The 19602-nt window shown below is 62.0% G+C and carries 17 protein-coding genes; 14 read left to right on the forward strand and 3 right to left on the reverse strand.

The features are described from left to right. Positions 1–31 precede the first annotated feature (31 nt). Together orn and AC07SI_RS07705 are read left to right on the forward strand one after the other, a co-directional pair. Entirely contained in the window at positions 32–574 is a 543-nt protein-coding gene (orn, locus tag AC07SI_RS07700; protein ID WP_010213620.1) for an oligoribonuclease, read from the forward strand. Positions 575–765: 191 nt separating this feature from the next. Next, positions 766–1383: a trimeric intracellular cation channel family protein gene (locus AC07SI_RS07705; protein ID WP_174555870.1), complete on the forward strand. Its 618-nt coding sequence runs from the start codon at positions 766–768 to the stop codon at positions 1381–1383. Here AC07SI_RS07705 and queG read toward each other — a convergent pair. Further along, positions 1380–2444, reverse strand: a complete 1065-nt coding sequence (gene queG, locus AC07SI_RS07710; protein ID WP_065900109.1) for a tRNA epoxyqueuosine(34) reductase QueG — start codon at positions 2442–2444, stop codon at positions 1380–1382. The genes AC07SI_RS07705 and queG overlap by 4 nt on opposite strands. A 63-nt stretch (positions 2445–2507) precedes the next feature. Here queG and AC07SI_RS07715 point away from each other — a divergent pair, with 63 nt between their 5' ends. The 12 genes from AC07SI_RS07715 to AC07SI_RS07770 all read left to right on the forward strand — a co-directional run bounded on the left by AC07SI_RS07715 (position 2508) and on the right by AC07SI_RS07770 (position 16863). Then, positions 2508–3368: an NAD(P)H-hydrate dehydratase gene (locus tag AC07SI_RS07715; protein WP_495005476.1), complete on the forward strand. Its 861-nt coding sequence runs from the start codon at positions 2508–2510 to the stop codon at positions 3366–3368. Then, positions 3356–3826 (forward strand): tRNA (adenosine(37)-N6)-threonylcarbamoyltransferase complex ATPase subunit type 1 TsaE, encoded by a 471-nt coding sequence (gene tsaE / locus AC07SI_RS07720; RefSeq protein WP_495005477.1) that lies wholly within the window; start codon positions 3356–3358, stop codon positions 3824–3826. Before AC07SI_RS07715 ends, tsaE begins: the two co-directional genes overlap by 13 nt. 3 nt (positions 3827–3829) lie before the next feature. Further along, a complete protein-coding gene (locus AC07SI_RS07725; protein ID WP_201143427.1) occupies positions 3830–5263 on the forward strand; it encodes an N-acetylmuramoyl-L-alanine amidase in 1434 nt (477 codons plus the stop codon). Further along, positions 5263–7176: a DNA mismatch repair endonuclease MutL gene (gene mutL, locus AC07SI_RS07730; RefSeq protein ID WP_065900116.1), complete on the forward strand. Its 1914-nt coding sequence runs from the start codon at positions 5263–5265 to the stop codon at positions 7174–7176. The genes AC07SI_RS07725 and mutL overlap by 1 nt, the downstream gene beginning before the upstream one ends. Next, the gene (miaA, locus tag AC07SI_RS07735; protein WP_495005478.1) at positions 7176–8147 is read left to right on the forward strand and encodes a tRNA (adenosine(37)-N6)-dimethylallyltransferase MiaA; all 972 of its coding nucleotides are present in this window, start codon (positions 7176–7178) and stop codon (positions 8145–8147) included. The genes mutL and miaA overlap by 1 nt, the downstream gene beginning before the upstream one ends. A 93-nt stretch (positions 8148–8240) precedes the next feature. Beyond that, positions 8241–8501: an RNA chaperone Hfq gene (gene hfq / locus AC07SI_RS07740; protein WP_003188059.1), complete on the forward strand. Its 261-nt coding sequence runs from the start codon at positions 8241–8243 to the stop codon at positions 8499–8501. 12 nt (positions 8502–8513) lie between these two features. Further along, positions 8514–9815, forward strand: a complete 1302-nt coding sequence (hflX, locus tag AC07SI_RS07745; RefSeq protein WP_065900120.1) for a ribosome rescue GTPase HflX — start codon at positions 8514–8516, stop codon at positions 9813–9815. 96 nt (positions 9816–9911) lie between these two features. After that, the gene (gene hflK, locus AC07SI_RS07750; RefSeq protein WP_028615515.1) at positions 9912–11087 is read left to right on the forward strand and encodes an FtsH protease activity modulator HflK; all 1176 of its coding nucleotides are present in this window, start codon (positions 9912–9914) and stop codon (positions 11085–11087) included. Next, on the forward strand, positions 11087–11953 hold the full coding sequence (hflC, locus tag AC07SI_RS07755) for a protease modulator HflC (protein WP_065900122.1): 867 nt from the start codon (positions 11087–11089) through the stop codon (positions 11951–11953). The genes hflK and hflC overlap by 1 nt, the downstream gene beginning before the upstream one ends. Positions 11954–12256: 303 nt before the next feature. After that, positions 12257–13444 (forward strand): ATP phosphoribosyltransferase regulatory subunit, encoded by a 1188-nt coding sequence (locus AC07SI_RS07760; RefSeq protein ID WP_106805318.1) that lies wholly within the window; start codon positions 12257–12259, stop codon positions 13442–13444. Between the two features lie 54 nt (positions 13445–13498). After that, positions 13499–14788, forward strand: a complete 1290-nt coding sequence (locus AC07SI_RS07765; protein ID WP_120447494.1) for an adenylosuccinate synthase — start codon at positions 13499–13501, stop codon at positions 14786–14788. Between the two features lie 140 nt (positions 14789–14928). Then, on the forward strand, positions 14929–16863 hold the full coding sequence (locus AC07SI_RS07770) for a methyl-accepting chemotaxis protein (protein ID WP_495005479.1): 1935 nt from the start codon (positions 14929–14931) through the stop codon (positions 16861–16863). Positions 16864–16971: 108 nt separating this feature from the next. Here AC07SI_RS07770 and AC07SI_RS07775 read toward each other — a convergent pair whose 3' ends face one another. Continuing rightward, a complete protein-coding gene (locus tag AC07SI_RS07775; protein ID WP_495005480.1) occupies positions 16972–18537 on the reverse strand; it encodes an ABC transporter permease in 1566 nt (521 codons plus the stop codon). Beyond that, positions 18537–19562: an iron ABC transporter substrate-binding protein gene (locus AC07SI_RS07780; RefSeq protein WP_065900132.1), complete on the reverse strand. Its 1026-nt coding sequence runs from the start codon at positions 19560–19562 to the stop codon at positions 18537–18539. Before AC07SI_RS07780 ends, AC07SI_RS07775 begins: the two co-directional genes overlap by 1 nt. Positions 19563–19602: the final 40 nt, after the last annotated feature.

A 19602-nucleotide genomic window follows, 5' to 3' on the forward strand; every position in this document is an offset into this window, starting at 1 on the left:
AGCTACGCCAAGGTGCCAAGAGAATCAAGCCATGCAAAACCCACAGAACCTGATTTGGATCGATCTGGAAATGACCGGTCTGAACCCCGACACCGACGTCATAATCGAGATGGCCACCATTGTCACCGACAGCAACCTCAACACCTTGGCCGAAGGTCCGGTGATCGCCATCCACCACAGCGATGCCGTGCTCGCCACCATGGATGAATGGAACACCCGCACACACGGCAACTCCGGCCTGACCCAGCGCGTGCGCGACAGCCGCATCAGCATGGCCGAGGCCGAGGCCGAAACCATCGCCTTCCTGGAAAAATGGGTGCCCAAGGGCAAGTCGCCGATCTGCGGTAACAGCATCTGCCAGGATCGTCGCTTCCTGTATACCCACATGAAGGCGCTGGAAAGCTACTTCCACTACCGCAACCTGGACGTGTCGACCCTGAAAGAGTTGGCCGCGCGCTGGGCGCCGGAAGTTAAAGACAGCTTCCACAAAGGCAGCACGCACCTGGCGCTGGACGATATCCGCGAGTCGATCGCCGAGCTGCAGCATTACCGCAAGCACTTCATCAAGGCCTGAATCTGTGGCGCCTGGCCCGGCGCCTTCGCGAGCAAGCCCGCTCCCACATTCGACTGCATTCCAAAGGTGGAACTCGGTTAAATGTGAGGGCGGGCTTGCTCGCGAAGGGCGCGACGCGGTCTTTCGCCACGCGCCCTCTTTTGGTGCCATCAGCAAATGATTAGACTGCCGGCCTCTCTGCAAGGATCGCCATCATGCTGCTGATGCTCTACCTCATCGCCATCACCGCCGAAGCCATGACCGGTGCGCTGTCTGCCGGTCGGCGTGGCATGGACTGGTTTGGCGTGGTGTTGATCGCATGTGTGACGGCGTTGGGCGGCGGCTCGGTGCGCGATGTGCTGCTCGGCCACTACCCGCTGACTTGGGTCAAGCATCCCGAATACCTGGTGCTGACCTCCGTCGCCGCACTGGTGACGATCTTTATCGCGCCGCTGATGCGCCACCTGCGCTCGCTGTTCCTGGCGCTGGATGCCGTCGGCCTGGTGGCCTTTACCCTGATTGGCTGCATGACCGCCCTGGAAATGGGCCACGGCATGCTGGTGGCGTCGGTCAGCGGGGTGATCACCGGCGTGTTCGGCGGCATCCTGCGGGATATCTTCTGCAACGACATCCCGCTGATCTTCCGCCGGGAGCTGTACGCCAGCGTGTCGTTCCTCGCCGCCTGGTTCTACATGCTCTGCCTCTATCTGGAACTGCCGAGCGAGCAGGCGATTCTGCTGACCCTGTTCAGCGGCTTTCTATTGCGCCTGCTGGCGATCCGTTTTCACTGGGAAATGCCCAAGTTCGTCTACAACGACGACGTGCACTAGCGCTCGGCGTGCTGCTTGAGCGCCCATTCCACGTGTTCGCGCACCAGGTCCGAGGGGTAGTCACGGCGGGCCTTCAGGGCTTCCAGTACCGGAATGCTCGACGGTGCGTTGCCCAGGCCGACGGCCAGGTTGCGCAGCCAGCGTTCGTAACCGGCGCGGCGTAGCGGCGAGCCTTCGGTGCTGCTGAGGAATTTATCTTCATCCCACATAAACAGCTCGGCCAGCTCGGCGTTGTCCAGGTTGTGCCGTGGCTTGAAATCACTTTCGGCGGTGGAGCGGGCGAAACGATTCCACGGGCAAACGATCTGACAGTCATCGCAGCCGAATACCCGGTTGCCGATCAGCGGGCGCAGGTCCTCAGGGATCGCGCTCTTGAGTTCGATGGTCAGGTAGGAAATGCACCGCCGGGCGTCCAGCACATAGGGCCCGACGAAGGCATTGGTGGGGCAGATGTCCAGGCACGCCGTGCAGCGCCCGCAGTGTTCGGTGCTGTGCGGCGGGTCCACGGGGAGCGGCAGATCGACAAACAGTTCGCTCAAGAAGAAATAGCTGCCGGCCTTGCGGTTGAGTACCAGGGTGTTCTTGCCGATCCAGCCGAGGCCGGCCTTCTCGGCGATGGCTTTTTCCAGCACCGGCGCGCTGTCGACAAAAGCGCGAAAGCCGAACGGGCCGATCTGCGCCTGAATGCGGTCGGCCAGTTGCTGCACGCGTTTGCGGATCAGCTTGTGGTAATCGCGGCCCAGGGCGTAGCGCGAGATGTAGGCTTTTTCCGGCTTGGCCAGCAGTTGCGCCATCTGGGTGTCGCCGGGCAGGTAATCCATGCGCAGCGACACCACGCGCAAGGTGCCGGGCACCAGTTCATCGGGATGGGAGCGTTTGCTGCCATGGGCGGCCATGTACTCCATCTCGCCGTGATAGCCCGCGTCGAGCCAGCGTTGCAGGTGCTGCTCATGCTCGGCCAGGTCCAGGCCGCTGATGCCGACTTGTTGAAAGCCCAGCTCGCGGCCCCAGTCTTTGATCGATTGGGCGAGGGCGGGCAGATCGGAGGTAATAGCAGGCATGAGACACGGGAAACCACGGGTTAGATGGGTATAATTCTGCCAGACATCGGAGCTTGAAGACGCATGCCGCAGACAAAACACGAAATAACCGACGTTCAGCCGCTGTTGCACGGCCAATTGCCGCAACTGGCTGCACGTTCCCCTGACGCCCATAAAGGCCAGTTCGGCCACCTGCTGATGATCGGTGGCGACCGCGGTTTTGGCGGCGCTGCCTTGCTGAGCGCCGAAAGTGCCCTGCGCAGCGGCGCGGGCATGGTGTCCCTGGCGACACGCCTGGAGCACGTGCCCGCCGCACTGGCGCGCTTGCCGGAAGTCATGACCGTCGGCGTCAGTTCGGCCAACCAGTTGATGGGCTTGCTGGAAAAAATCTCGGTGATCGTCATTGGGCCGGGGCTGGGCGAAGCGTCCTGGGGCAAAAGCTTGTTGTCAGTCGCGGCGAATGCCCGGCTGCCGCAGGTCTGGGACGCCGATGCGCTCAATCAGCTGGCCACCGGCAGCATCACCCTGCCGGCCAACTGCGTGATCACTCCACACCCTGGCGAAGCGGCCCGCTTGATGGGCATTTCGACAGCCGAGGTTCAGGCCGATCGTCTTAAGGTGGCGCGCGCGTTGAGCCAGAAATTCAATGCAGTGGCTATCCTCAAGGGGGCTGGCAGTTTGATCGCCTGTCCGGACGGGCGTGTGTCGCGCTGCGATCAAGGTCACCCGGCCATGGCGACGGCGGGCCTGGGGGATGTGCTCGCCGGCCTGGTCGGCGCTCTGCTGGCCCAGGGCATGCCGGCTTATGAAGCCAGCTGCCTGGCCGTGTGGCTGCACGCCACGGCGGGGGATCGCCAGGGCACCTTTGGTCGGGGGCTGGCTGCCAGTGACCTGATCCCTGCCATTCGTCAATTGCTGGAGGAACAGTCGCCGTGTCTGAAGTAATCCTTTTCCTGGCCGATGAAGAGGCCATGGTTGCTTTCGGTCAGCGCATCGCCCAGGTCTCGTCCGGGGCCGGGTTGATCTTTCTCGAAGGCGACCTGGGGGCAGGCAAGACTACTTTGTCGCGTGGGATTATTCGTGGCCTGGGCCACACGGGCGCGGTCAAGAGCCCGACATTCACCCTGGTCGAGCCTTACGAGATCGGCGCGATTCGCGCGTTCCACTTCGATCTCTATCGCCTGGTGGACCCCGAAGAGCTGGAGTACATGGGTATCCGTGATTACTTCGATGAAGATGCGTTGTGCCTGATCGAGTGGCCAGATAAAGGCACAGGCTTTTTGCCAAAGCCGGACCTGACCATTACCATTACGCCGCATGAGCATGGACGTCAGCTGAAGTTGTTGCCCCAGAGCGCGCGCGGCCAGTCGTGGTGCGCCGCTTTGGCATTGGAATTCAAATAATTGATGGGGTTAGGTATGCGCTTTCGCGCGTTGGTTAGTGTCGTAGGGGTGTTGCTTGCGGCAATGACTGTCAATGCTCTGGCGGCTTCACAGGTGAAAAGTGTGCGCCTGTGGCGAGCGCCGGATAACACGCGACTGGTGTTCGACCTGTCTGGCCCGGTCCAGCACAGTGTCTTTACCCTGACGTCGCCTGATCGCCTGGTGATCGATATCAACGGAGCGACCCTGGCCGCGCCGCTGAAAGTCTCCACCGCCAATACCCCGATTACCGCCATGCGCTCGGCTCAACGCACGCCGACCGACCTGCGCGTGGTCATCGACCTGAAAAAAGTCGTGACGCCTAAGAGTTTCTCCCTGGCCCCGAATGCCCAGTACGGCAACCGACTGGTGGTCGACCTGTTCGACAACGCCGCCGATGCTGCGCCTCCACCGGCGCCGACGCCAAGCGTGGCCACGGTGCCGGCGGTGCCGGTCAACCCGTCGCAACCGCAGGTCAAGCTGCCACCACCGCCGCCAGCCCCGGCTGGCAAGCGTGACATTATCGTGGTGATCGACGCCGGCCACGGCGGCGAAGACCCGGGCGCTTCCGGTTCGCGCGGCCAGCATGAAAAAGACGTGGTACTCGCCATCGCCCGTGAGCTGCAGCGCCAGATCAACGGCATGAAAGGCTATCGCGCTGAATTGACCCGTACCGGCGACTACTTCATCCCGTTGCGCGGCCGTACCGAAATCGCACGCAAGAAGGGCGCCGACCTGTTCGTCTCGATCCACGCCGACGCCGCCCCTTCAGCGGCGGCCTTCGGCGCCTCGGTGTTTGCCTTGTCGGATCGCGGCGCTACGTCCGAGACTGCGCGTTGGCTGGCCGACAGCGAAAACCGTTCCGACTTGATCGGCGGGGCCGGCAACGTGTCTCTCGACGACAAGGACAAGATGCTCGCTGGCGTGCTGCTCGACCTGTCGATGACCGCCTCGCTGACCTCCAGCCTGAACGTCGGGCAGAAGGTCTTGAGCAATATCGGCCGGGTGACCTCGTTGCACAAACAGCGCGTGGAACAGGCCGGGTTCATGGTGTTGAAGTCGCCGGATATCCCGTCGATCCTGGTGGAAACCGGGTTTATCTCCAACTCCAACGAGGCGTCGAAGCTGGCCAGTGCCAGCCACCAGCAGGCACTGGCGCGTTCGATCAGCGCCGGCGTGCGCCAATTCTTCCAGCAGAACCCGCCGCCGGGCACGTATATCGCCTGGCTGCGCGACTCCGGGAAAATCGCCCAGGGCCCGCGTGATCATCGCGTGCAGCCTGGCGACACGCTGGCCATGCTGGCCGTGCGCTTCCAGGTGTCGGCAGCGACCTTGCGCAGCGCCAACAACCTGAAGACCGACGAGCTGAAAGTCGGCCAGGTGTTGACCATCCCCGGCACTGAACTGGCGGCACAGTAATGAGCGAATCAGTTTTGAACAGTGGTTCGCGCATCGAGCTGCTCAGCCCGCGCCTTGCCAACCAGATTGCGGCGGGCGAGGTGGTTGAGCGCCCGGCCTCGGTGATCAAGGAGTTGCTGGAAAACAGCATCGACTCCGGCGCCAAGCGCATTGATGTCGACGTGGAACAGGGCGGCGTCAAGCTGCTGCGCGTGCGTGACGATGGCAGCGGCATCTCCTCGGATGACCTGCCGCTGGCCCTGGCTCGTCACGCCACCAGCAAGATCCGTGACCTGGAAGACCTCGAGCGAGTCATGAGCCTGGGGTTTCGGGGTGAGGCCCTGGCTTCCATCAGCTCGGTGGCCCGCCTGACCCTGACCTCACGCACGCGCGGCGCCGAGCAGGCCTGGCAGGTTGAAACCGAAGGCCGTGACATGGCGCCGCGGGTCCAGCCAGCTGCGCACCCGGTGGGCACTTCGGTGGAAGTGCGTGACCTGTTCTTCAACACCCCGGCGCGGCGCAAATTCCTCAAGGCCGAGAAAACCGAATTCGATCACCTGCAAGAAGTCATCAAGCGTTTGGCTTTAGCGCGTTTTGATGTGGCGTTCCACTTGCGCCACAACGGCAAGACCATCCTCAGCCTGCACGAAGCCAATGACGACGCCGCGCGCGCCCGGCGGGTGTCGGCGGTGTGTGGTGGCGGGTTCCTGGAGCAGGCGCTGCCGATCGAAGTCGAGCGCAATGGCTTGCGCCTGTGGGGCTGGGTCGGTCTGCCGACCTTCTCCCGCAGCCAGGCGGACTTGCAGTACTTCTTTGTGAACGGCCGCGCGGTACGCGACAAGCTGGTGGCCCACGCGGTGCGCCAGGCGTATCGCGATGTGTTGTTCAACGGCCGTCATCCGACGTTTGTGCTGTTTTTCGAGGTCGACCCGTCGGTGGTCGACGTCAATGTGCACCCGACCAAGCACGAAGTGCGTTTTCGCGATGGGCGCATGGTGCATGACTTCCTCTACGGCACCCTGCACCGCGCCTTGGGCGATGTACGCCCGGACGACCAGCTGTCCGCGCCAATTGTGACCGCTGTAGTACGGCCAAGCGGACCGGAAGCCGGGGAATTCGGCCCTCAGGGCGAGATGAGCCTGGCCGGCAACCTGCTGCAATCGTCGCAACCGCAGCCGAGCTACACCGCGCCGGGCGCGGGGTCGGGGGCGGGTTATCAGTATCAATACACGCCGCGTCCGCAATCCGCGGTGCCGGTGGCCGAGGCACAGGCGGCCTATCGCGAGTTTTTCGCGCCGCTGCCGGGTGCCGAGCCAGGCGCCGTTGCCCTGCCGGAAGGCGGAGGAGATATCCCGCCGCTGGGCTACGCATTGGCACAGCTCAAGGGTATCTACATCCTCGCGGAAAACGCCCATGGCCTGGTGCTGGTGGACATGCACGCCGCTCACGAGCGGATCATGTACGAACGCCTGAAGATCGCCATGGCCAGCGAAGGCCTCAGCGGCCAGCCGTTGCTGGTGCCGGAATCCCTGGCCGTGAGCCAGCGCGAGGCCGATTGCGCCGAAGAACACCACGCGGTGTTCCAGAAGCTGGGCTTCGAACTGCAACGCCTGGGCCCGGAAACCCTGGCGATCCGCCAGATTCCCGCGCTGCTCAAGCAGGCCGAGGCCAATCGCCTGGTTGCCGATGTACTCGCTGACCTGATGGAGTACGGCACCAGCGACCGCATCCAGGCGCACATCAACGAGTTGCTCGGCACCATGGCCTGCCACGGTGCCATCCGCGCCAACCGCCGCCTGGCCCTGCCGGAAATGAACGGTTTGCTGCGCGACATGGAAAACACCGAGCGCAGCGGGCAATGCAACCATGGCCGGCCGACCTGGACCCAAATGGGCCTGGACGACCTGGACAAACTGTTCTTGCGCGGCCGTTGATGAGTGCCTTGCCCCCCGCCATCTTCCTGATGGGTCCTACTGCAGCCGGCAAGACCGACCTGGCCATCGAGCTGACCAAGGTGCTGCCGTGCGAGCTGATCAGTGTCGACTCTGCCCTGGTTTACCGGGACATGGACATTGGTACGGCCAAGCCTTCAAAGGCGCTGTTGGCACAGTATCCGCATCGGTTGATCGACATTATTGACCCGGCGATGAGCTATTCGGCGGCGGATTTCCGTACCGACGCGCTGGCGGCCATGGCCGAGATCACCGCGCGGGGTAATATTCCGCTGCTGGTGGGCGGTACGATGCTCTACTACAAGGCTTTGCAGGAAGGCCTGGCCGATATGCCGCCCGCCGACGCCCAGGTCCGCGCCGAGCTTGAAGACGAGGCTGCACGCCACGGCTGGCAAGCCCTGCACGACCAATTGGCGGCGGTGGATCCGGTGTCGGCGGCGCGCATTCATCCGAATGACCCCCAGCGGCTCACTCGCGCGCTGGAAGTCTGGAGGGTCAGCGGCCAGACCATGACTGAACATCGGCTGAAACAAACTGCGCAAAGTGCTGATGCAGGCGCATCTGGTCAGTCACAATTGCCCTATACTGTGGCGAATCTGGCCATCGCTCCGGCAAATCGCCAGGTGCTGCATGAACGAATTGCACAAAGATTCACAATTATGTTGGAACAGGGGTTTGTAGAGGAGGTCGTAGCACTGCGTTCCAGAGGTGACCTGCATTCGGGGTTGCCTTCGATACGTGCTGTAGGCTACCGCCAAGTCTGGGATCATCTGGATGGAAAGCTGACGTCAGCCGAAATGCAGGAGCGCGGCATCATTGCCACGCGGCAATTGGCGAAGCGCCAGTTCACCTGGCTGCGCAGCTGGAGCGATTTGCACTGGTTGGACAGCCTGGACAGCGACAATCTGTCACGCGCCTTGAAATACTTGGGAACGGTCTCCATATTGAGCTGAGTCCTTGCAATTGCCGTCTATCCTTGGGGGTGTGACGGCCATGAGCTATCTATTTTCCGATTTTTATTATTGATCCTTAAAGGAGTGCGGCACATGTCAAAAGGGCATTCGCTACAAGACCCTTACTTGAATACTTTACGTAAAGAGAAAGTGGGGGTTTCCATCTACCTGGTCAACGGTATCAAGCTGCAAGGCACGATCGAGTCGTTCGACCAGTTCGTGATCCTGCTGAAGAACACCGTCAGCCAGATGGTTTACAAACACGCTATCTCGACAGTAGTGCCAGTACGTCCGATCCGCCTGCCTAGCGCAGCGGGTGACGAACAGGGTGACGCTGAGCCAGGTAACGCCTGATAGGAGTCTCCTTTGTTCTTTGAGCGCCACGGTGGTGGTGAACGGGTAATCCTCGTTCACTTGGATGGACAGGACCCTGAGGCGCGCGAAGATCCGCAGGAGTTTCAGGAGTTGGCAAATTCGGCCGGCGCCGAGACCGTTGCGTTTTTTAACGTACCGCGTCATCGGCCAACCGCCAAATTCCTGATTGGCAGCGGCAAGGTCGAGGAGTTGCGCGACCTGGTTCACGCCGAAGAAGCCGATCTGGTGATCTTCAATCACACCCTCACGCCCAGTCAGGAACGTAACCTCGAACGTGTCTTCGAGTGTCGCGTGATCGACCGCACCGGTCTGATTCTCGATATTTTCGCCCAACGCGCCCGTACCCATGAAGGCAAGCTCCAGGTCGAACTGGCCCAGCTTGACCACATGAGCACCCGCCTGGTGCGTGGCTGGACTCACCTTGAGCGTCAAGGGGGTGGTATCGGCATGCGTGGCCCGGGTGAAACCCAGTTGGAAACCGACCGACGCCTGTTGCGGGTACGCCTGCGCCAGATCAAGGGGCGTCTCGAGAAAGTCCGCAGCCAGCGCGAGCAATCGCGTCGTGGCCGTTCGCGCGCGGATATCCCTACCGTGTCCCTGGTGGGCTATACCAACGCCGGCAAATCCACGCTGTTCAACAACGTGACCAAGTCGGACGTGTACGCCGCTGACCAACTGTTCGCCACCCTCGACCCGACCTTGCGCCGTCTGGACCTGGACGACCTGGGGCCGATTGTCCTGGCCGACACCGTGGGGTTCATTCGTCACTTGCCCCACAAGCTGGTCGAGGCATTTCGGTCTACGCTCGAAGAGTCGAGCAATTCCGACCTGTTGTTGCACGTGATCGATGCGGCTGAACCGGATCGCATGCTGCAGATTGAGCAGGTGATGGTGGTGCTGGGCGAGATTGGTGCCCAGGACTTGCCGATCCTCGAGGTCTATAACAAACTCGATTTGCTTGAAGGCGTAGAGCCACAAATCCAGCGCGACGAGAACGGCAAACCCCAGCGGGTCTGGCTGTCGGCGCGAGATGGCACGGGGCTGGAGCTGCTTGAACAAGCGATTGCCGAACTGCTCGGCAGCGATTTGTTCGTCGGCACCTTGCGCTTGCCTCAGCGTTTTGCTCGACTGCGTGCACAGTTTTTCGAGTTGGGCGCGGTACAGAAAGAAGAACACGACGAAGAAGGTGTCAGCTTGCTGGCCGTTCGATTGCCGCGCTCGGAGCTGAACCGGCTGGTCAGTCGGGAAGGTGTTGTACCGACAGAGTTCATCGAACAACACACTTTGCAATAAAAGCCTCCGAAAGCGGTTGTGCCGCAGTAGCAGGCATTCTGTAGCATTGGTCGGCGCGCCGTGGGTGCGTCTTTGCTTTATCAGATGGAGAGCGCTATGGCTTGGAATGAGCCGGGTGGCAACTCGAATAATCAGGATCCTTGGGGTGGTAAGCGCCGCAATAATGGCGACCGCAAGGGGCCACCAGATCTCGACGAGGCCTTCCGAAAGCTGCAGGAAAGCCTGAATGGGTTGTTCGGTGGTGGAAAAAAACGTGGTGGTGACGACGGCGGTCGCACAAGCAAGGGCGGTGGCTATGGCCTGCTGGGCCTGGGTCTTGTCGTGCTGGCGGCCGTATGGCTGTACAGCGCCGTGTACGTGGTGGACGAGCAGGAGCAGGCCGTGGTGCTGCGCTTCGGCAAGTACTACGAGACAGTCGGCCCTGGCCTGAACATCTACTTCCCGCCGATCGACAAGAAGTACATGGAGAACGTCACGCGTGAGCGTGCCTACACCAAGCAGGGCCAGATGCTGACCGAAGACGAGAACATCGTCGAAGTGCCGCTGACCGTGCAGTACAAGATCAGCAACCTGCAGGACTTCGTGCTGAACGTTGATCAGCCGGAAATCAGCCTGCAACACGCGACCGAAAGCGCCCTGCGCCACGTGGTGGGTTCCACCGCGATGGACCAGGTGCTGACCGAAGGTCGTGAATTGATGGCCAGCGAAATCAAGGAACGCCTGCAACGCTTCCTCGACACGTATCGCACCGGTATCACTGTCACCCAGGTGAACGTACAGAGCGCAGCAGCACCGCGTGAAGTGCAGGAAGCCTTCGACGACGTGATCCGCGCCCGTGAAGACGAGCAGCGTTCGCGCAACCAGGCTGAAACCTACGCCAACGGCGTCGTGCCGGAAGCCCGTGGTCAAGCCCAGCGTATCCTCGAGGATGCCAACGGTTACCGCGACGAAGTGGTCTCGCGTGCCAAGGGTGAGGCGGATCGCTTTACCAAGCTGGTCGCCGAGTACCGCAAGGCCCCCGAAGTGACCCGCGAGCGTCTGTACCTGGACACCATGCAGGAAGTCTTCAGCAACACCAGCAAGGTGCTCGTGACCGGCAGCAAAGGTGGGCAGAACAACCTGCTGTACCTGCCGCTGGACAAGATGATCGAAGGTGGTCGTAGCAGCACCAGCGCACCGTCCACCGGTTCCAATGCCGCTGCCAACGAAGCGAGCGCCCGTGCGGCCGCTGACTTGCTGCAACAGCAAACACGTACCAGGGAGAGTCGTTGATGAGCAATAAATCGCTGACCGCCCTGATTGTGGGCGTCGTCGTGGTCATCGCTGCCTGGAACTGCTTCTATATCGTGTCTCAGACCGAGCGCGCGGTGTTGCTGCAATTCGGTCGCGTGGTCCAGGCGGATGTCCAGCCGGGCCTGCATGTGAAAGTCCCCTACGTCAACCAGGTGCGCAAGTTCGACGGCCGCCTGATGACCCTGGATGCACCGACACAACGCTTCCTGACCCTGGAAAAGAAAGCTGTGATGGTTGACGCCTACGCCAAGTGGCGCGTCAAGGATGCCGAGCGCTTCTACACCGCGACCTCCGGCCTCAAGCAGATTGCCGACGAGCGTTTGTCGCGTCGTCTGGAATCGGGCCTGCGTGACCAGTTTGGTAAGCGCACCCTGCACGAGGTGGTATCCGGTGAACGTGATGCGCTGATGGCTGACATCACGCGTTCGTTGAACGCGATGGCGGAAAAAGAGCTGGGCATCGAAGTGATCGATGTGCGGGTCAAGGCCATCGACCTGCCGAAGGAAGTGAACCGCAGCGTGTTCGAGCGTATGAGCACCGAGCGTGAGCGTGAAGCGCGTGAGCATCGCGCCAAGGGTAACGAGCTGGCTGAGGGTATCCGTGCGGATGCCGACCGTCAGCGCCGTGTACTGCTGGCCGAAGCCTACCGCGAGTCTGAAGAGGCACGTGGTGATGGTGATGCTCAAGCCGCGGCGATCTACGCAAAGGCCTACGGCCAGGACCAGGAGTTCTACGCGTTCTACCGTAGCCTGCGCGCCTACCGTGAAAGCTTCGCGAACAAAACCGACGTCATGGTGCTGGACCCAAGCAGCGACTTCTTCCGCTACCTGGAAAAGTCCAAGTAACCAGCCGGTGATTCTGTAGGGGTGACTCCGTCGGGCGGCTAAAACGCCTGGCGGGGTGATCCTTTCAGAAAACGGGTGTATGATGCGGCAGCCGGGAAATTCCCGGCTTTTTTGCGTCTGCATGTTTGATTGTTGTTTGGCCGCGCAGACGCCACAGTTTTTCGAGGAAAGTGCCCGACGAGGCCGTTTGCAGGCCGTTCGTCACGTCGTTCTTGCGCGTTGTTTATGCAGGGGCCGGGTATTTTCTGCTTCACTCAAGGCTCGGCCGAGGGCTGGCCGCCCGGATCATAGGGGAATGGCGTAATGGCAACGGTAGACCGCTGGCTGCTGCCAGATGGCATCGAAGAAGTACTGCCACCAGAAGCTGCGCGCATTGAAGTAGCGCGTCGCCAGGTGTTGGATCTGTTCCAGAGCTGGGGTTACGAGTTCGTCGTGACCCCCCATATCGAGTACCTGGAATCCCTGCTGACCGGCGCGGGCCAGGACCTGGATCTGCGCACCTTCAAGGTCATCGACCCGCAGTCGGGTCGGCAAATGGGTTTCCGTGCCGACATCACGCCGCAAGTGGCGCGCATCGATGCGCACACCCTGCGTCGCGAAGGCCCGAGTCGCCTGTGCTACGCCGGTAGCGTGCTGCATGCTCAACCGCGCGCTTTGTCGTCTTCGCGCAGCCCGATCCAGTTGGGCGCCGAGTTGTACGGCGATGCCAGCCCGAGCAGCGACGTCGAAGTGATCAGCCTGATGCTGGCCATGCTGCAACTGGCCGATGTGCCGGATGTCCACATGGATCTCGGCCACGTCGGTATCTACCGTGGCCTGGCCCGTGCGGCCGGCTTGTCCGGTGAAGTGGAGCAACAGTTGTTCGATGCCCTGCAACGCAAGGCCATCGATGAAGTCATCGCCCTGACCGAAGGCGTGCCTGCGGATTTGGCTGGCATGCTGCGCGCGCTGGTCAACCTGTGCGGCGGCCGTGAAGTGCTGGCGGCGGCGCGTGAGCGCCTGGCCAATGCGCCGGCACCGGTATTGGCTGCCCTGGATGATGTGTTCGCGATCGCCGAGCAGTTGTCGGCGCGCTTCCCCGAGTTGCCGCTGTATTTCGACCTGGGTGAGTTGCGTGGCTACCACTACCACACGGGCGTGGTGTTCGCGGTGTTTGTACCGGGTGTTGGCCAAGCCATCGCCCAGGGTGGTCGTTACGACGATATCGGCGCCGACTTCGGTCGTGCGCGTCCGGCCACCGGCTTTTCCACCGATTTGAAAACCCTGGTGACCCTGGGGCGTGCTGAGGTCGAGCTGCCGTCTGGTGGCATCTGGATGCCCGACAGTACGGACGCAGCACTCTGGCAGCAGGTTTGCCAGTTGCGCAGTGAGGGTCAGCGTGTTGTCCAGGCCTTGCCTGGGCAGCCATTGGCCGCCGCCCGTGAAGCGGACTGCGACCGGCAATTGATTCTGCAGAACGGGCTTTGGCAAGTATCGCCACTGGCTTCTTGAGTTTTCCTGCCGGCCATCGCCGGCACCAAGTTTGCGCGAATGAGGACAAGTGTTATGGGTAAGAATGTCGTAGTCCTGGGCACCCAATGGGGTGATGAGGGCAAAGGCAAGATCGTTGATCTGCTGACCGAACATGCTGCCGCCGTAGTGCGCTACCAAGGTGGCCACAACGCTGGCCACACCCTGGTCATCGATGGCGAAAAAACCGTCTTGCACCTGATCCCGTCGGGTGTACTGCGCGAAGGCGTGCAGTGCCTGATCGGTAACGGCGTGGTGGTCGCACCTGACGCCCTGCTGCGTGAGATCACCAAGCTGGAAGAGAAAGGCGTACCGGTGCGCGAGCGCCTGCGTATCAGCCCGTCCTGCCCGCTGATCCTGTCCTTCCACGTTGCGCTGGACCAGGCCCGTGAAAAGGCCCGTGGCGAGCTGAAGATCGGTACTACCGGTCGCGGCATCGGCCCGGCGTACGAAGACAAGGTTGCACGTCGTGGCCTGCGTGTAGGCGACCTGCTCAACATGCCGCGCTTTGAAGACAAGCTGCGTGAGTTGGTGGACTACCACAACTTCATGCTGGTCGGTTACTACAAAGAGCCAGCCATCGAATTTGAAAAGACCCTGGCTGAGTGCAAGGAATACGCCGAGCTGCTCAAGCCGCTGATGCTGGATGTGACTGCCGAGCTGCATGACCTGCGCCGCGCTGGCAAAGACATCATGTTCGAAGGCGCCCAAGGTTCGTTGCTCGATATCGACCACGGTACCTACCCGTACGTGACCAGTTCCAACACCACCGCGGGTGGCGTTGCGACCGGTTCGGGCGTTGGCCCGATGTTCCTGGACTACATCCTGGGCATCACCAAGGCTTACACCACGCGCGTAGGTTCGGGTCCATTCCCGACTGAACTGTTCGACGAAGTCGGTGCACACCTGGCCAAGCAAGGTCACGAGTTCGGCGCAACTACCGGCCGTGCCCGTCGTTGTGGTTGGTTCGACGCCGTTATCCTGCGTCGCGCTATCGATGTGAACAGCATCTCGGGCATCTGCCTGACCAAGCTGGACGTACTCGACGGTCTGGAAACCATCAATATCTGCATCGGTTACAAAGATGCGGAAGGCAACGACGTTGCCCCGACTGACGCTGACAGCTACGTGGGCCTGCAGCCTGTGTACGAAGAAGTGCCGGGCTGGACCGAATCGACCGTGGGCGCCAAGACCCTGGAAGAGCTGCCAGCCAATGCGCGCGCGTACATCAAGCGCGTTGAAACGCTGATCGGTGCTCCGATCGACATTATTTCGACGGGCCCGGACCGCAACGAAACCATCGTTCTGCGTCACCCGTTCGCGTAATAAGCTGTTGATGTAAAAAGCAAAGGGCTCCTTCGGGAGCCCTTTGTCGTTTCTGCCGGGCAAACGGCACGACCCTTGCTTTGGTTCTCTCTTTCGCGGTGCTATCAAATTAATGGCACCCGTGGTGGAGGGATTCCCAGATGTCTGCCGTTCTCTCATTGTTACAAAGCCGTCTGTTGCGGCCGGTGTTCGTTACCCTAGGTATCGCTCTTTTGGTGCAAGTGCTGGTGGCGGTCGCTCTGACCCGGAGCACAGTCACGGCGCTGGAAGCTGATTTGGGCAATCGCCTGGGGATCGACAGCCAGAAACTGTCCGGCGAATTGGCCCAGGCTGGCAAAGAGGTGACTTCCAGTCTCGACAGCTTGTCGTCCAGTACTCGCCAGCGCCTTACCGCTGGGTTGTCCACGCGTCTGCAGGAAGAGCAGAAGCAACTGCGTGCGACCCTGGAAAAAGACCTGCAGGACTCCGCTAACGATATGGCTCAACTGCTGGCCTCGGTGGCGCCGCGCGCCATGTGGGACAGCGACGTGCCGACGCTGTCGGAGTTTGCCCGCCGTGCCCAGCGCAATCCCAACGTGTTGTTTGTGGTGTATGACGATGCGGCGGGTGAGCACCTCACGCGCTACCTGAATCGAGAAAACCCGATCAACCAGGCGCTGCTGGAAAAGGGCCAGGGCGAACGCGCGTTGGACAAAGTGTTGAATGCGGCCAAGACCGATCCGTCGGTGTATTACGTCGAGGCGTCCATCAGTCCTAATGGCGTCGAGATCGGCAGAGTCATCATGGGCGTTTCGACCGCGTCGGTAGAAGCGGACCTGCAAGCCCTGGATAAGCGTTTTGCTGCATTGATCGCCAGCGGCGACCAACTGGTCGGCGACAGCCTCAAGGGCGCCGCTGCCGATAGCGCGGCCGCCATGGGCGCGCGGTTGCAGTCGGCGCAAGCCACTGCGACCCAGATGACGGCCAACACCTCCAGCGCTGTCCAGGAGGCTGCCGGCACCTTGCGCTGGCGCATCGGCATGGGGCTCGCGCTGGTTGGCTTTGGCGTATTGCTGCTGATCGCGATCGTGCTTGGGCGGCGCGTGGTCAATCGCCTGAAGCTGTTGATTGCGGCCATGGATGACCTGGCGGCAGGCGAGGGCGACCTGACCAAGCGTGTGCAGATCAGCAGCAAGGACGAAATCGGCGACATGGCCTCGGCGGTCAATCGCTTTGTGGATAAGTTGCAGCCCATCGTGCGTGAGGCTGGTGACGTGGCGCAGCGTACCGGTGTGGAAATCGGCGCCATGACCTTGCGCAATGCGGGTGCCGATGCCGCCGCCGGGCTGCAGCGTGACGAAGTCGCCGAAAGCCTGCGCGCGCTGTCGCAAATGGCCGACGAGGCCCAGGCCGAAAGCCATGCGATGCAGGCCGCGTTGCAGCAGGTGGTGGATATTCGCCAGGCGACCGATGAGAACTCGCGCACCTCGGCCGAAGTCGGCAGCCTGATCGAAGCGCTGGCCGGGCAGGTGCAAGCCGGTTCGCAGGTGATTGAGCGCCTGGCGCAGCAAAGCGAGCAGATCGAAGTGGTGTTAACGGTGATCCATGGTATTGCCGAACAGACCAACCTGTTGGCGCTTAACGCAGCCATTGAAGCGGCGCGCGCCGGCGAGACCGGTCGTGGTTTTGCAGTGGTGGCGGACGAAGTGCGTGCGCTGGCCAGCAAGACCCAAAGCTCTACTGGTGACATTCAGGCGCATATCGCGGCCCTGCAGCAGGGCGCGCGCGAGGCGGTGGAAACCATTGGCAAGGCCGGACGCCAGGCCAACGAAGGCTTATTGGTGCTGCGCGATAGCGTGCGCCTGCAGCAAACGGTGCAGGCTTCGGTGGAGCAGGTGCACGCGGCCATCGGCCTCGCCACGCGCGCGGCCGAGCATCAAGCGCAGGGCGCGCATGCGGTGCGTGGGCGGGTCGAGGTGATCCATGCCCAGGCCGAACGTGCGGCGCAGGCGGTGGTGGAGACCACGGCCAGTGGCAAGGTGCTGGATGGGTTGGCTGCACAGTTGAAGGCGAGCCTGGGGCAGTTCCGGGCTTGATGTCGCCTGTTTCGGCCTCATCGCAGGCAAGCCAGCTCCCACACTCGATCGCGTTACAACATTGGAATACGGTCGAGTGTGGGAGCTGGCTTGCCTGCGATGGCGGCTTCAGCGGCTCAAGTACATCCGCGTCGTAAGCAAATACACCGGCAACCCCGACACCAGGATCAACAACGCGGCATATGGCGCCGCCGCCGCGAATTCCACATTCGAGGTATGCGCCCACACCGCCGTGGCCAAGGTGTTCAGCCCGGTCGGGCTGAGCAGCAGCGTCGCCGTCAACTCCTTCATCGCATCCAGGAACACCAGCGCAAACGCCGCGCCCAATGCCGGGAAAATAATCGGCAAGGTCACTCGGCAAAACGCGCTGAACGACGACGCGCCCAGCGTACGTGCGGCTTCTTCCAGCTGCGGCGCCGCCTTGTTCAGGGCGGTACGGATCGGCGCCTGCGCCAGCGGCAGAAACAGCAGCGCATAAGCAATCAACAGCAACGCCGAGGTCTGGTACAGCGCCGGCACGTAATGCAGGGCGAAATACACCAGCGTCAGCGCAATCACCAGGCCGGGCAGGGCGTGCAGCAGGTACGGCAGGCGTTCGGCCCAGAGCGCCAGTTGGCCTTTGTAGCGCACCACCAGTAGCCCCACCGGCACTGCCAGTACCAGGCACAGCGCGGCGCCGCCCAGCGAGAGTGCCAGGGAAGACAGCAGCGCCTCGCCAATTTCGGCCGCTGGAAACGCCGCCGACGAACCAACTGCCAGCCAATACCCGAGCATGCCCAGGGGAATGCCGCTGCCGATGATTGCCAGCAGCAAGCAATACACTTGGCCCAGTGGCGCCCATTTACCCAGTCGGACCTGCTCCGCGTGCCGCGCCGCGCCCTGGCCGATACGCACGTGCCGGCCCTTGCCGCGCACGCGCAACTCCAGCCACAGGAGCGTCAGGCACATCACCAGCAGCACCGCCGAGAGCATCGCGGCATTCGCATTGCTGAATTCCAGTTCGAACTGTTGGTAGATCGCGGTGGTGAACGTCTGCAATCCGATGATCGACAGCGCACCGAATTCCACCAGCATGTGCAGGGCAATCAACAGGGCCCCGGCCAGCAGCGATGGCCACAGCAGCGGCAATGTCACCCGGAAGAATATGCCCCAGCGGTTGAGTCCCAGGGTGCGGGCCGACTCTTCCAGCGAGGGGTCAAGATTGCGCAGGGTGGCCGCCACCGGCAAGAACACCAGCGGGTATTTGGACAGGCTCATCACCAGGATCGCCCCGCCGAGCCCTTCGAATTGGGCGCTCAGCGACACCCAGGTAAAGCTGCTGACAAACGCCGGCACCGCAAACGGCAGGCACAGGATCACGCCCCAGATGCGCCGTCCCGGCAGGTTGCTGCGCTCCAGCAGCCACGCCAGGGACAGGCCGATCACGGCGCACGCGACCGTCACCCCGACCATCAGCGCCAAGGTGTTGCGCAGCAGTCCAAACACGTAAGGCCGCCACAGCAAGTGCACCGCTTCTGCCCAGCCTGCCTGCCAGGCCTTCAGCCCGACATACACCAGCGGCAGCAGGCTCAGGCCCACCAGGAGCAGGACGGGGAGCAACAACCAGATCGAGGGGCGCTTGCGTCGCGGGGTGAAACCCCCACGCAGGGCGGGGGCGGGTGGCGATGGGTTCATCAGTTCAAGCCAACGTCACGTTCCAGGTCCAGGGCCTCTTCGGCGTTACCCAGGTCGGCAGGCGTGACTTTCGGCGGTTGCAGCTCGCTGAAGGGCTTGAGGCCACGGTTGGATTCCATGCCCTTGCGCAGCGGGTATTCGGCCGAGGTGTTGGTGATCACGCGCTGGCCTTCTTCACTGGCCATGAACGCCAGCAGCTGCTGTGCTTCCTGGGGGTGTTTGCTGGATTTCAGTGCCGCTGCCGAAGACACGGTGATCAGGCCGCCGGCATCGCCATTGGTGAAGTAATGCAGCTGGGAATCCAGGTTGGTTTTTTCCTTCTTCAGGGCAAACCAGTAGTAGTTGTTCACCAGCACGGTAGCCACTTCGCCATTTTCCACAGCTTTGAGGGCGACCATGTTGTTGCTGTACACCTTGCCGAAGGCGCGCAGGCCGGTCAGCCATTCTTCGGCGGCTTCGCGGCCGTGCAGCTTGATGATCGCCACGGCCTGTTCCTGGAACGCGCCGCTGGTGGGCACGAAGCCGACCTTGCCTTGCCACTCGGGACCGGCGAAGTCCAGTACCGACTTGGGCAGGTCTTTTTCGGCGATCAGTTTGGGGTTGAACGCCACGACGCGGGTACGTGCAGTCACGCCCATCCAGTCGCCGTTGCTGCCGACGTAGTCCTTGGGCAACACCGCGAGAGTGCTGGCATCGATCTTCGCCAGCAGGCCTTGCTCGCCGAGCTTGTTCAGGGGCGGTGACTCTTCGGTGTAGATCACGTCGGCAGGGGAGCGCTCGCCTTCTTCCACGACCTGGCTGGCCAGCTGGTTGCTGCTGCCTTTGCGCACATTGACGTGGATGCCGGTCTTGGCTTCGAAGGCCTTGGCGAGTTCATCGCCGACTTCTTTGTGTTGGCCGTTGTACAGGGTCAGGGAAACCTTGTCGGCGGAATAGGCACTGGGCGAGAGCAGGGTCAGGCCGAGCAGAGTGATGGTCAGGCCACGCAGAAGGGATGTCTTGAGACGGGTATCGCGGATCATCATCCGGGGTTTTCCTCACTTGAGTGCAACAAATCATTGCAAG

The organism is Pseudomonas sp. GW821-FHT05D12 (assembly GCF_059419825.1).